This window comes from Paenibacillus sp. NPDC058177 (genome assembly GCF_042883835.1).
GTDB lineage: Bacteria > Bacillota > Bacilli > Paenibacillales > Paenibacillaceae > Paenibacillus_AQ > Paenibacillus_AQ agri.
This window is the reverse complement of the sequence record NZ_JBHVVB010000001.1, coordinates 415,481-429,276: the sequence shown is the minus strand read 5'-3', so window position 1 is coordinate 429,276 and position 13,796 is coordinate 415,481. Positions and strand designations below refer to the sequence as shown.

15 protein-coding genes are annotated in these 13,796 nt (G+C 49.8%); all 15 read right to left on the bottom strand.

What is annotated here, in order from left to right; translation table 11 throughout:
- Positions 1–15: 15 nt before the first annotated feature.
- Complete coding sequence (locus tag ACFVU8_RS01925; protein ID WP_379464408.1) at positions 16–780, bottom strand: lantibiotic immunity ABC transporter MutG family permease subunit; 765 nt, start codon at positions 778–780, stop codon at positions 16–18.
- 1 nt (position 781) lies between these two features.
- Positions 782–1,519: a lantibiotic immunity ABC transporter MutE/EpiE family permease subunit gene (locus ACFVU8_RS01920; RefSeq protein WP_387425690.1), complete on the bottom strand. Its 738-nt coding sequence runs from the start codon at positions 1,517–1,519 to the stop codon at positions 782–784.
- The gene (locus ACFVU8_RS01915; RefSeq protein WP_379464410.1) at positions 1,512–2,219 is read right to left on the bottom strand and encodes a lantibiotic protection ABC transporter ATP-binding protein; all 708 of its coding nucleotides are present in this window, start codon (positions 2,217–2,219) and stop codon (positions 1,512–1,514) included. The genes ACFVU8_RS01920 and ACFVU8_RS01915 overlap by 8 nt, the downstream gene beginning before the upstream one ends.
- A gap of 203 nt (positions 2,220–2,422) precedes the next feature.
- Positions 2,423–2,764 (bottom strand): hypothetical protein, encoded by a 342-nt coding sequence (locus tag ACFVU8_RS01910; RefSeq protein WP_387425689.1) that lies wholly within the window; start codon positions 2,762–2,764, stop codon positions 2,423–2,425.
- A gap of 86 nt (positions 2,765–2,850) precedes the next feature.
- The gene (locus ACFVU8_RS01905) at positions 2,851–3,195 is read right to left on the bottom strand and encodes an Asp23/Gls24 family envelope stress response protein (RefSeq protein ID WP_175369840.1); all 345 of its coding nucleotides are present in this window, start codon (positions 3,193–3,195) and stop codon (positions 2,851–2,853) included.
- Positions 3,196–3,208: 13 nt separating this feature from the next.
- Positions 3,209–4,318 (bottom strand): AI-2E family transporter, encoded by a 1,110-nt coding sequence (locus ACFVU8_RS01900; protein WP_379464412.1) that lies wholly within the window; start codon positions 4,316–4,318, stop codon positions 3,209–3,211.
- Between the two features lie 28 nt (positions 4,319–4,346).
- Entirely contained in the window at positions 4,347–5,768 is a 1,422-nt protein-coding gene (locus ACFVU8_RS01895; protein WP_387425688.1) for a sensor histidine kinase, read from the bottom strand.
- Positions 5,746–6,453 (bottom strand): response regulator transcription factor, encoded by a 708-nt coding sequence (locus tag ACFVU8_RS01890; RefSeq protein ID WP_379464414.1) that lies wholly within the window; start codon positions 6,451–6,453, stop codon positions 5,746–5,748. Before ACFVU8_RS01890 ends, ACFVU8_RS01895 begins: the two co-directional genes overlap by 23 nt.
- 229 nt (positions 6,454–6,682) lie before the next feature.
- A complete protein-coding gene (locus tag ACFVU8_RS01885) occupies positions 6,683–7,522 on the bottom strand; it encodes a DegV family protein (protein WP_387425687.1) in 840 nt (279 codons plus the stop codon).
- Between the two features lie 193 nt (positions 7,523–7,715).
- Positions 7,716–8,498, bottom strand: a complete 783-nt coding sequence (locus tag ACFVU8_RS01880) for an SDR family NAD(P)-dependent oxidoreductase (protein WP_387425686.1) — start codon at positions 8,496–8,498, stop codon at positions 7,716–7,718.
- A gap of 208 nt (positions 8,499–8,706) precedes the next feature.
- On the bottom strand, positions 8,707–9,681 hold the full coding sequence (locus tag ACFVU8_RS01875; protein ID WP_387425685.1) for an alpha/beta fold hydrolase: 975 nt from the start codon (positions 9,679–9,681) through the stop codon (positions 8,707–8,709).
- A gap of 229 nt (positions 9,682–9,910) precedes the next feature.
- The gene (locus ACFVU8_RS01870) at positions 9,911–10,798 is read right to left on the bottom strand and encodes a helix-turn-helix domain-containing protein (protein WP_379464418.1); all 888 of its coding nucleotides are present in this window, start codon (positions 10,796–10,798) and stop codon (positions 9,911–9,913) included.
- A gap of 46 nt (positions 10,799–10,844) precedes the next feature.
- The gene (locus ACFVU8_RS01865) at positions 10,845–11,684 is read right to left on the bottom strand and encodes a sugar phosphate isomerase/epimerase family protein (protein WP_379464419.1); all 840 of its coding nucleotides are present in this window, start codon (positions 11,682–11,684) and stop codon (positions 10,845–10,847) included.
- A gap of 59 nt (positions 11,685–11,743) precedes the next feature.
- Positions 11,744–12,577 (bottom strand): sugar phosphate isomerase/epimerase family protein, encoded by an 834-nt coding sequence (locus tag ACFVU8_RS01860; RefSeq protein WP_387425684.1) that lies wholly within the window; start codon positions 12,575–12,577, stop codon positions 11,744–11,746.
- A gap of 13 nt (positions 12,578–12,590) precedes the next feature.
- Complete coding sequence (locus ACFVU8_RS01855; RefSeq protein ID WP_387425683.1) at positions 12,591–13,598, bottom strand: zinc-dependent alcohol dehydrogenase; 1,008 nt, start codon at positions 13,596–13,598, stop codon at positions 12,591–12,593.
- Positions 13,599–13,796: the final 198 nt, after the last annotated feature.

Sequence of the window (13,796 nt, the reverse complement as noted above, 5' to 3'; positions counted from 1 at the left end):
AAGCTTTTCCTTCCGTTATCCTTCCGATTTGCGGCCTTCCCACCGGGTAAACCATACACAGGACAGCAGCAGCACACCTGCCGTGACGATGATACTTATCCAAATGCCGCTATGCAGTTGAACCATTATGGAAGAGCTAAGTGGCACTTCAGTTGCGTACAATACCCACATACTGGCCAATCGCACAGGCCAACTCCAAGGCACCAGAATCCAAATCCCATCGCCAAGCCCTGTGAGCAGTAGTGCTCCCAGCAGGCTCCCCATAATGCCCATGCCTATCGAAGTCCCCTGTCCAAAGCGCAAGCTTATCATCAAATGAAAAATATACAGGATTATGCAGCTTCCGGCAAGCACACAGGCAACAGTCAGGTAGAGATGCATGGGTAGTAGTCCGTCTTTGTGTAGCAGCTCCGTGAGGCCTGCCCCGAACATCACTACTGCCAATAGCGTGCCTGTAAAACCCATAATGAGCAGCAGAAACAGCTTGCTGAGAAAGGTCCACATCTTCGGTGCAGCCCCTCCCAGCAGGTTCTGGAATTGCCCAGCAGCCTCTTCCTGCCTGGCCAGCATCGCAGTCAGAACGCCAATTAGCGTTGGGAAGGCCACGGCTAATATTTCAACAAATCCGACAGTGAGTAAGAGACCATCCATAGGCGAAATAGAAGCGTACGCCAGGAACGCCCCTGCTCCGATAAGCGGCAGAAGCAGATGAATCAGCAGCAGCGGCGTCCGTTTAATTTTCAGAAAATCCGCTCGTAACATACGGTCAAATCTATTCATCCTACAAAGCCTCCCGCTTGCTGAACCACTGTGCCGTGAGCCAAAGCAGCACACCACACAGTGCCAACGACTCCAAGACACCCGGCAGGATAACCCCCCAGGCCAGCAGGGAATCACCTGCTTCTGCTGGAATCCCGTTCGGCAGGATTTCGAGTACAGGACACATCAGCCGGATCGGAATAGCGTACGGAACAACCCACCATATCTCCCGGGTAGCAAACAAAATACCGAGTACGATATTCCCTGCAAGATTGATCAGGATGGTCATGAACATGCCACATGTCACAGCAAGAAACAGGCAGAGTGGAATCTGCCAGGCGAATGTGACCGCGAGCAGAACAGATGCCATTAATCCTTGGGCAGGCAAGATCGTCTGCCCCAGCCACAGCCCTCCGAGCATAGCCCCTACAAAGAAGATTAGACAGACAGTTAGTAGCCAGACCATGCAGAGCAGAGCTTTCCCTAGCCAAAGTTTACGTGGGTCCACTGGCAGGGCAAGCACGCCCTGAAATTTCATATTGGCATCCTTCTGGACGACCAGAGTACAGAATAGAGTGGTCGCGCCGGGCAACATGATGACATACCACCAGTTGTAGGCACCGGTCTGGAAAAGGCGCCCGCCCATTAGCAAGAAAGCGATTAGCAGTGTAAGGGCTGGCATCAGCCAGGTCATCCGCGGGGCAAAGGTGCGTTTAAGCTTCAGCTTTTCCACAAGCATATATTGCAGCAATTTATTCACCGGCCCTTCTGTGCGCAGCGGCCACCTGCATGAACAATGTCTCCAGGTCCTGTTCCCCATGCGCGCTGCCCTGATAGCCGAGCACACCGCCGGCAATAATACCGATTTCATCCACAACCTGCTCTACCTCAGAGAGTACATGGCTGGATAAAATGACGGTGATGCCCTGCGCCGGAAAGGAGCGGATCAGCTCCCGGAGCTGTTGGATACCGATAGGGTCCAGCCCGTTCGTCGGTTCATCCAGTATCAGCAGCCGCGGATGATTCAGCAGAGCGATGGCAATACCGAGGCGCTGCTTCATACCCATCGAGAATTGCCCTGCTCTTTTTTTACCCGTTCCCGTCAGATCAACGGTTAACAGGACCTCATCAATGCGCGACTCCGGCAACCCCAGCATTATTGTGCGCACCCGCAGATTCTCCCGGGCCGTCAGATTTTCATACAGGGGGGGACTCTCGATAAGCACTCCGATGTCCGTCAGATCCCGGCGATGCCACTCATGCCCGTCGAACCGGATGCTCCCCGAAGTGGGCTTAAGCAGACCGGTCAGCATTTTCAGTGTAGTCGACTTCCCGGCACCGTTAGGGCCGAGCAATCCGTAAACTGTATTCCTTGGCACAGACAAGCCGATGTTCTCGACTGCTTTCTGCTTGCCAAAGCTTTTACAAAGACTTCTTGTTTCCAAAATCAAATCCTTCACTATCCATCATCCTTTCCCTTCTGTAGTCACAGATTAAAGGACAATTATCAGGATTTTATAAGGATACTGAAAAGAAGTAAAACGAAGCACCATCAGCACAAAAGTCAGGCACACAAAAAGGGATACCGCATATGCAGTACCCCTTCACTGTATTAACCTATCCGCACGAATCCGCTGCTCCATAACCCTCAATCTCCGCAGTCTTAAAGCAGGGAAATTACCAACAGTTCGTACAGTACCAGTGGCAAAATCACATTACTGTTATAGCCAGGTGAAGGATACGGCGTCGGGTAAGGTGCATACGGGTTAAAATACCCCCGGGCTCCTTGATTAGCGGTCACACCCAGATACAGATGTTTGCTGTCTACGCCGGAGATCGTGCCTTCATGAATCAGTCCGTCTACGGTCTGCACTCTCACCCTTTGATTAATATAAGGCTTACAGGAATGGTGCAGTGAGTCACGGACGCCGTGCAGATGCCGGATCACATTGGGATCGGCTTGATAGATAACTCCCTGCTGCTGACCTGTGTTATATGTCGACATAATCTTTTGACCTCCACAGATGGATTTGCTCCATACTATGCGGTAGCCTACTCAATGGTGCCTAGAGACAACTCTTAATGAATCCTCTATACGAGGGCGATCCCTTCTACCTTGACGTTAACAGCCACAAGCGACAGTCCCATCATCGTCTCCACCGCATGACGCACATTGTGCTGAACCGCCTGGCATACCTCCTGGATCTTATACCCGTAGTTGACGATGATCCGCAGGTCTACCTCGACCTCCCGCTCCTTCACTTCAACAGTAATTCCTTGCTGCCCGCTTTTGCCGCTTAGGCGTTTGGTCAGGCCCTCCGACATGTTTTTGGACATGGAAGCAATACCCGGTGTCTCAATCGCAGCCAGCCCGATCATCTTGGAGACTACAGCATCGGAAATATGGACAAACCCTTCTCTGATATCTTTCAACATGAATATACACTCCTTATTCTATGGGTTCAGAAGATACTGGGGGACTGGCCTCAGTCTTCCGTTGTCTGATAAACACTTCATACAGCTTGATTACGATAATCTTAAGAATTAGATAGACAGGGATGATCAGCAAGATCGCCAGGATACCGCCCAGATCGCCGCCGACGAGCACCAGGATAATCGTGGTTAGCGGGTGGATATCGAGCTTTTTCCCGAAAATATACGGCGCAACCAGGTTATCCTGAATCTGCTGGGCAATCAGAATAATCACAATCGACCAAATTGCCGTTGACGGCGACTGAATCAGGCCCACGATAAAGATCGGCACACTCGACAGGATTGCACCGATGAACGGCACGAAGTTCATGACAACCGCGATAAGTGTAAGCAGCAGCGCATATGGCAGGCCAATGATCAGGAAGCCAATGTACATCAGTACACCCAGCGCCAGATTCACCAGCACTCTGCCTACTATAAAGTTGCTAAGCGCACTGTCGATCTCACTCATCATCGCTGTGCCCTCATCCTTGTAACGCTGCGGCATGAAGCTTACGATTCTCTGCCCGAACTTGCCGCCTTCCTTAAGCATAAAGAACAGAATGATCGGAAAGGTAAATAAAATAATAGCAAAGTTAGACACGAAGGAGAACAGACCTGACACATAGTTCGTTAACAAGTTGAAGCCTTGGCTCAAATAATCCGTCACCTGGGTTAGCGGGCTAATATCTCCCGGCAGTAGGGACGAGAGCCATGGAATCTCCTCCAGCTTGCGAATCTGCTCGTTCATGTTGGCGAAGAGACTTGGTGCATTGTTCACCAAATTCACTAGCTGTGTGCGCAGGGATGGGAACACGCCGATGCTGAGCACCAGCAGCAATAGCGCTATCACTACATACACAATCAGTATGGAGATCGAACGGTTGATCCTGCGTTTCTCCATGGCATTGATCAGCGGACGCAGCAGATAATAGAAGAATCCCGCCAGCATCAATGGAATGATAATTACACTGAACAATGATAGCACCGGTTTGAAAATAAAATCCACCAAGGTGCCGACATACACGATGCCCAGCACCAGTAGAACAGCAATACAAATACGAATGAACACGTTCAATTTCGCCACAGTATCCCTCCAATCCTCTTTGTTTTTTTTATTTAGGTATCTCAATTGTAAAAATCGTTGCATCCTTGCCCTTTCGGCTCAGATGAAGCGTCCCGCCCATCTTCTCTGTATTGCGTTTAGCGATGGACAGTCCAAGTCCAGTTCCTCCGCTGGCTGTTCGCGCTTCATCCCCACGAACAAACGGATCGAAGATGGTCGGCCATAGCTCCTGTGGAATGCCGATACCGTTGTCGGCTATTTCAATCGCTATCTTATCATCAGAAGGCATCAGCTCAACACGCAGCCGCGTTCCCGGCGGGTTATAAGCCAGCGCGTTAGCGATGAGGTTGTGAATCACCCGGGACAGCAGCTCGGCATCATAGCTGGCCATGACTTCATGATCAGGAACGTTAAGCTTCAGATCAAAGTTCTTTTGCTCAATCTCACCATAGGTCTCGGCAACGATCTCCCGCAAAAATTCTCCCAGCTCCTGGCGCTCCACCCGCAGTAAGAAGTCTGGTGAATCAATCTTCAGCAGTTCCAGTGTATTCTGGATCAACTTGGTGACCTGTGAGGATTTGTTATAAATATAGGTCAAGTAACGCGTCTGCCGCTCCTTGTCCTCCCCGCGTCCTTCCACAAGCGCCTGCGCGTAGCCCTGGATACTCGTTATCGGCGTCTTCAAATCATGGGACAGATCCACCATCAGCTGCTGCTTGCTCGCCTCGGCTTGAGCCTTCTCACGTGTAGTTCTCTCGATCACGCCCGCCATATAGTTGAAGGTATCACCGATACGGGCAAATTCTTTCTCGGCATATAACTTGATACGCATACTGTAGTTCCCCTCGGTCATTTGGTTGAGCCCCAGGGTAATAATACGCAGCGGCTTCTTGATCCGGCGGGCCACCCAGTAACTGTAGATAACGGTCAGCAAAATAATCAGTCCGGTACCAACAAAAACATAAAACGATACCGACTGGTTTAAGTAAACCTCCAGCGGATCGCTGTTAATGGAGACTTTCACACGATCACGCGGAATTTTGAGCAACAGCCACCCAGCGTCATGATTTGCCTCATCCATACGAGCCATGGAGTAGTAGTAGGGCTGGTCTTTCCTGTTTTCCAGTGCTTCGTAAATAGCGTCCTCGCTATACTGGGATACCTCATCTCTTTTTTCACCAACGGTGCTCACAACATTCCTCTCATTATCGAGGACCTCCAGCCATCCGCCGCTTTCCAGCAGACGCCGGTTTTCAATTCCATTTGCCGGCTGACCCCGATATTCCCGGGCCTCTATCTTCAGGTTGGCGTCAGCGATGACATTTTTGCCGGAATTAATAGTGACATCAATATTGATGAAAATATAGACGCCCAGCACAAGCATCAGCAGCATACAGTTAAATAGCAAAAAGTCTAGCGTAAGGGAAATGTGCAGCGGTCTCTGATCTCTAGTTTTCCACGGGCGCTTCAAATTTGTACCCCAATCCGCGAATCGTCTTCAAATACTCAGGCTTTTTGGAATCGCGTTCGATTTTGTCACGAATGTTGCTGATATGCACCATGATGCTGTTATCCTCATACACATAGAAATCTTCCCATACGGCTTCATATATCTTTTTGCGGGTAAACACACGTCCCGGCTGTTCCATCAGCAGCTCAAGGATTTTATATTCGGTCGAGGTCAAGCTGACCTTCTCCCCGGAGCGGTAAAGAACGCATTCGCTGCGGTCCAGCACCAGACTTCCAAGCTCAATCCGTTCATTCTGTTTCTTCTCTTCTGCGGGCGGAGCGTCAAAATGGTTCACCCGCCGCAGTAACGCGCCCACCCGGGCGACAATTTCCAGCGGATTAAAGGGCTTGGCGATATAATCATCAGCGCCCAATTCAAGACCCAGAATCTTGTCATGGTATTGACTCTTGGCGGACAGGAACAGAACCGGAAAGAAATGCGTTTCACGAATTCTTTTCAACAATTGCAGCCCGTCCATGCCCGGCATCATAATATCGAGTATCGCCAGGTCGATGTGATTGGACTGCATCAGTTGCAGTGCCTGCGTGCCGTTGTGCGCCTCCAGAATGTTGTACTCCTTCTCCAGATAGAGCTGCAGCAATTCCACAATCTCTGTCTCGTCGTCGGCAATCAGAATGGTATACACGGTGATCCCCCTTTATGTATCTATATCTGTATACGAGTCTAGGCCAGCCCGGTGTCTTGGGTAAAATCCTAAAATGCAGGACCCTGGCAACCTAACTATATCCTGCCATTCTAAATCTCATCTAAACCGAATCTAAAGATTATCTAAATTATTAATATTCCACGATTGTAGCAAAAAATCGTACACAGGATATTATCCCCATGTACGATTATTCATATTGTTCATTTATTTAAAAAGCAACTCCGATTCCGCCTTCGCCGGCATAAGTTCCCATCACAGGTCCCATGCAGGAGAATACGACCTCCTTAAAAGGGTGACGCTCCAGAATCCGTTCCTTGATCTCAAGTGCCAGCTTCTCACAATTGCTGTGAACAATCGCGAGGACTGCCTTCTCGTAATCATGCTGCTTTTCTTCAAGCCGGGCCAGAAGCTGGTTCAGCGCTTTCGGAAGACCGCGCGTCTTCTCGACCACCTCTACCGTGCCGTCGTCACCAATCTTGAGCAAGAGCTTGATGTTCAGCACAGATGCTACGGCGCCGGACAGCCGATTGAGCCGTCCACCCTTGATTACATTCTCCAACGTGTCTAGTGTGAAGAGGGCATTGACTTCTTCGCTCTGCTGAACAACCTTGTCTTTCAGATCTTGTAAGGTGGTATAGGATTGCGACCATTTCCCAGCTTGGGCCAAAACAACGTTGAGTCCCCCGGAGAAGCTCTTCGAATCGATAACTTCAATAGCATTCGGATACCCTTCATCCTCATACATCTCCTTGGCAATCACGGCAGCCTGATACGTGCTGCTGATATTAGAGGACATGCAGATGACCATGATGTCGGTGCCTTCCTCTACTTTCTTGAACGCTTCCAGGAATACCATCGGACTTGGACTGGCTGTCGTCGGCAGCTCCTTGGAATCACGCATTCTGTCGTAGAATTCCGCAGTACAAGCGCCTTCCGGCATGGCTTCATGTCCGAAGTGAACCGGCAGATGGATCACGGAAATATCGTACTTATCAATGTAATCAAGAGGTAGATCGGAACCGCTGTCAGTGATAATCTTGATGGGCATAAAGGGTACTCTCCTTTCATTATCGTGTTCATTATAAGTGACACTTACCAGGTAAAATAGTTCAGTTTATCACTTGTCAAACATGTTTTTTTGTGCTTACACGCAAAAAAGGGCAATTTCTAGGCCAAGCGGCCTGAAAAATTGCCCTTTTCATAATCATATGGTGTCGAATCTGCCTATTACATCTGATTCTCTACAACACTGCCGATGTTCCCCCGTCAATATTCACGGCGGTTCCCGTTACATAAGAGGCCGCTCCGGAGACTAAGAAAGCTATAACCTTAGCAGCCTCTTCCGTCTGGCCAATCCGCCCCAGCGGAATGCCGTGGCCCGGGTTCGAAGCAAATTCCTCCCAGCTCTGCTCAGGAGCGACAGACTTCCACTTACGCTCGATCTGGTCGCTGCGGATCAGGCCGATGCACACCGCGTTGACGCGGATGTTGTCCCCGGCCAGATCCTTGCTCATCGCCTTCGTGAGTGCAAGACCTGCCGCCCGGCTAACCGAGGTCGGCAGAGACGAAGCAGACGGCGCCTTTCCCTTGATCGCCGTCACATTCAGAATCGCGCCGCCTCCGCGTTGGCGCAAATGAGGAACTGCTGCCTTGGCGGTATTCACCGATCCCAGCAGCTTCAGATCGAGGTCACTATGCCAGCTCTCGCTTGTGACCTCTTCGAACGGCTTCGCCGCCGACGTCCCGGCATTGTTGACCAGAATGTCGAGTCCGCCGAAATGCCGCGCCGCTTGCTCCACTGCACCGCGCGCCTCTTCCTCTACCGAGATATCGGCGGAGAGAATCAGCGCCTCTGCCCCGGTCTCTTCCTTGATCCGCTCCGCTGCCGCCTGGAGCGACTCCAGATTCCGGGCGACGATCGCCACCTTGGCGCCCTCCGCCGCCAGTGTCACTGCCGTCTCCAGCCCGATCCCCTTGCTTCCGCCGGTAATTAACGCAATCTTATCCTTCAATCCCAAGTCCATCTTAAACTGCCTCCTCACCTATAGTTAGTGCTTTAATGATTAAATACATTTTACCACATAGGCAAAGTGCTATTGAAGCAGTCCGCTGGTGCGAGCTGCTTCCACCGCCACGAATATCCCGTACCACCACTGAAGTCTTTGATTATTTAATTACGTTCCCTTGATCTCCTCCATATCAACTGCCACACATGCGATGATGTGTTTCTTACTATTTATCTGGCAACAAAAATGTAGAAACAATTAATCCATATAAATCTGGTCTTTCTGCATGTGGGGTATGGCCGCAATTTTCAACCATAATTTTATTACCATTTGATATCTGATCATAAGCTTGAATATGGCTATCGCAAGTTACAGGGTCAGCCTCTCCTAAAATAAGCATTGAAGGGACAGAGAGGGTAGAGAGCAATGGTACAATGGATTCGAACATACGCCCTTCTTCTCGCAGGCGGTTCAGATGAATTTCAGTTCGATCGGCGAAAAGTTCCCATTCCTCATCCGTATAAGCGGAATAATCAATTGAAGTTAAATTATTCACCCGGTAAATTTCAGCCTTTTTCTCCCCTAACTCTTCGCCAAGGCGTAAGTACTGATCAAAAAGCTCTTTGCTCTGCAAGTCACTTGTTGCTAAGCTTTTGCATTCTGCCGATTTATTAGGATCTCCTAAAGATAAGAACACAGAAGACGCCCTTCTCAGCAAACTTTTTGAAGTCCAGGAAAAATCAAACGTTGGGCATTCAAAGATGACTTTCGTAATTGAATCCGGATAAGCCGAAGCATACAGCAATGAAACATAACCACCAAACGAATGCCCAATCACAGCCCACTTGTTGATTCCCAACTGAGTCCTCAACTCTTCACAGTCTTCAACTAAATCACGAAGTCCAAATTCTTCTGTTGAATTTATTTCCTCAGAACGACATACTCCTCTTTGGTCTATAGCTACTAGATGAAATATCTCTGAGAGTCTCTTAGCCTGATGATATACAAATTCGTAGCAGCTTTCCCCGGGGCCTCCGTGAAGAAAAAGCACAGCAGATAATTGCTGATTCCCAAAAATCTCTACGTGCATTTTTTTCCCCCGTACAATTAATGATTTGTGCACGGTTTCTAGCTCCTTTAAGTGGTCTACTTGGAATACACTTTGCTCAAAGTATAAGTCTTCTTTCATCCCTACATTCATAGCATAATATCCTCCAAATGAGCTGTCTACTCTACTCCATCACATAGGATTTTTGCACTCGGCTCTCTTGCTAGTGTAGTTTTCTTCTATTGGATAGATGCTATTGAAGTATATTTTCCATTTTTCATCATATCCTGAGCCCTATCCTAGCTTAAAACGGACATAAAAAAATCAACCTTCCGGTTGAGTGAAAGGTTGATTGTTCATCCTTCATGAGGATGAGGGGCCGCTACATCGGGCGGCTGAGGAGATCTTGCTTGTTCAGCGCCGACTGTGCAGCTGCATATTTACTGGGCATGACACCTACCGTATTCTTGAAGATACGGCTGAACAGATGAATGCTGGAGAACCCGGTCTCCTCCGCGATCTCGGTCAAATTCTGACGTCCTTGCAGAATTCGCAGCTTCGCCTGTTCAATTCGGACATGCTTCAGATAATTATGAATCGTAATGCCAAGCTGGCTTTTGAACAAGTAAGACAGATGATTCGCTGTTACACCCGCATGTTTGCCAATACTTTCGTTGCTGAGCTGAGAATCGTGATAATGCTCATGAATATAATGAATGGCACCTTCCAGCAGCGGCCAGCCTTTCGTTAACTTGCCCTCTGTTTCCCCGGGAAGCGAGTGGCTCTTCATAAAGGTATAGAGTAGCTCCAGGCAGATGGATTTAAGCAGCAACGGGCTGGCTGGTGATGGATCGCTCAGTTCTTTTTGCAGCATGAGGAATTTCTTCTTCATATCCATCCGGTCTGCCAGAGGCAAACGGGTTACCGGGGCGATGGAAGCCAGCTCCATCTCCTCTTCCCTGTGCTTCATGGCATCGGGACGACCCGCATGCCTCTGCTCGTCATAGTAGAGATCAAAGTGAAGAATACACTGCACCAGCGGGAGCGCCGAGGATGACTTGATGATATGGGGCATGAAAGGATGCATCAACAGCACATCCCCTTCCTTGACCAGATATTTCACGCCATTCAGAAAGAACTCTGCCTCACCCTGATCAATATAGGTGTACACATGATCCGGATCCATCCATTCTCCGGCTAGTGAAGTGGACTTCTGAATTCTAGCGGCTCTGACATAGGGGGAAATATGGTTAATCCAAGACTGCTCCACGGCTGCGGCTCCCTTCTCTCTGCGGTGTCTCCATCCTGCAACGGTATTAGGCTTTGACCGGAATCAACAATTCCTTCTCCACGTAATCACGACAGGTCTTCATGCTATCATACGGGGTATTCGTCGTTTCGTCCACTTCAAGCGTTACCCAACCGGTGTACTGAATTTCTTCCAGCGACGCGAGTACCTCTTGGAAGTTGACTGCCCCTCTGCCTAGCTCGCAAAAGAACGGTTCGTTCTCATTGCCGCCCTCGGCCTTCTGCTTCGTCAGGTCTTTGAGGTGGACATAAGCCACTCTATCACGGTAGGTTTTAATAACCTCTGCCGGGTCCATGCCAGCTCCCTTTAGGTGAGCAGAATCCGGCGCCAGATAGACGTATTCCGGATCGGTCAGGTCCATCAACGTCTCCAGTTCGTTCTGATCCTGAATTTCCGTCCAGAGGTGAGGATGCAGACAAGCTTTCACTCCCAGCGCTTTCGTCTGCTTAGCCAGTTCATTTATTGTCTCAGCTGCGACTTTGAGTTCTTCCAACGTAGTTGGCTGCTCTCTTGTCCCGCCGGGACCCAGCACGAGAATATCTGCGCCCAAGTTCGCGAGAAGCTGGGCTAGCCGCACATTATGACGGATGATGTCCTCCCGGTTCTCCAAGTTTCCAAAACGCTGATGCTGCCCGTCCGGCATTCCGCCGTACAGCCCAGTGATCACTAGTCCGTATCCGGCTAGCAGTTCCTTGAACTCTTCCGGCTTGTCTTCGTACTGGAGCGCAAAGGACGCCCACGGTTCGATTCCACGAAAGCCAAGCTGAGAAATCTCTGTCACGGCCTGAAGATGATTCTGGCCCCAAGTGATGGCATGGGCAGCGATTTTACCTCTGAATTCAGTCATGAATAGGTCTCCTTATTGGCAGGGCTTCACGTACTAGTGCGCTAACCCCGCCCGTTATCTTATAACCCTAGCGGTGCGAACACTTTATCAAATCCAGCCTTAGAGCGAGCCAGCAATTCCTGCGAAGTCTGCCCGCTGCCTGGAGCCAGCACTTCCTGAGCGACAACACCTTTATAACCAATCTTCACGAGACTTTCCAAGAAGCCGGCAAGATCGATCACACCTTCGCCAGGATACAGACGGTCACCATCCTGAAGTTCAGGGATTGGCAGGTCCTTGGCATCATTGATATGAGCATGCGTGATTTGCTCCGGCTTCAACTTGAGCAGGTCATCGGTGGTCAGCCCATTCGTGTACCAATGGTAGGAATCGAGTAGCAGGCCAACATTACGGGAGTTGATCGCCTCCATCCACTCGAGCGTATCCTCCATCGTCCAGATGAATGGATTAGCCCACTGTGTACGAAGATGATTACTGCCGACAAACTCCAGACCCAGCGAGATACCGTACGCCCCCAAAATGTCCGCGCACAGTCTCAAACGACGTGTAGCAGCAATCATGAATGGAGCCGCTGGCAGATCGGTAGAAGGCAGAATGTATGTGCAACACGCCTTACAATTCAGAGCGGCTGCTGCTTCCGCCACTCGTACAAGCTGTTCCAACCCCGCCCGGAAATTCTCTTCCGTGCTCCGCCAATCCACATCCAAACCGAAGGAACCGATGGTAATCCCAGTGCTTTCCAGCAGCGCTAACGCTTTTTCTTGCCCAAGCTCCTGGATCAGCTCTAGCGGATTAAGATCCACCGCCTGGAACCCGAACTCAGCCGCACTTCTGATATACTCTTCATTTGACGTAATCTCGCCGAGACCCGCCGTAGTCAATCCTCTTAACATGTCTTTGTCCTCCTTAGGCCCAGTCAAACAGCACGCCGTTGTATTGGTCTTTGTTATTTCTTAGTCCTGCATAAGCTTCACTGGCTTGCTCTGGCTTGATCACATGGCTGATCAGCGGCTCGATCTGCAGACGGTTCTGCTGCATCAGTTCGAAGACGATCTTGGAATTACGCACCAGCGAGTGCTTCACGAACTGGTTAGGTTCTGTCGGATAACGCCACTCATGCGCCCCTTTGAACGTAATACAGCCACGGTTATACAGATGGCAATAGTTGAGTACATCTGTAATATCTGTGTTGTACTCTCCACGCGGACTACCGAGCAGAATGATCTCACCCTGGCTGCCGATGTACTCCAGACTGTCAACTGCAACTTTGGAAATCCCAGTGGCTTCTATATGAGATGATACACCCTGACCATTAGTAAGCGCCATCAATTCTTCTTTCACCTTACCACTGCTACCATCTAGCGCATAATCCACACCACACACACGAGCTGTCTTGAGTCGTTCCTGCGACAGGTCGACCCCGATCACCGTTGCACCTTGCAAGCGGGCCAATTGAGCGGCCAGATTGCCGACCAATCCAAGACCGGATACACTTACCTTGTCGCCAAGCTCAATGTTCGACACGCGAACCGAAGTAAAGGCCACGGTAGCCATCCGAGTGAAAGGAATCCATCTCAGATCCAATCCGTCCGGCACCTTCAGTACAACGTCCTTAACCTCCAGCACCTGGTATTCGCTATGACTGCCATAGTGGAAAACAGCATCTCCGACTTGTACATCTTTAACGCCTGCTCCAGCTTCAATAATTCGGCTAACACTGGCATAACCCGGGTTAAGCGGGAGCTTGGCCCACCACTCAGTACCCGCCAGCATCGCCAGCTCCGTTCCAGGGCTAATCAGCGAATATATTAATTGAACAAGGACTTCATTCTCCCCGAGAGTTGGGGCTGTAAACGCCTCTTCCACCGTTTCTACTTGATTTGGGCTGACGAACATAATTTTCCTATTTCTCATTTGTGTAGTCACTCCTTCAGGTTCATTGATCCCTTTAAATGTATGGTTTTTTGAGAAAATTGTCTTTACCTGAATTCATGATTTTTTGTCTAAAACTACGATGTCGATGCACCCGTTCTACGTCACTGTAATCCCACGCCAAAAAGCCGTCCCTCCACTGCTTCCAGTGTCGAGACGGCTTCGTCCAGTGATATGCGC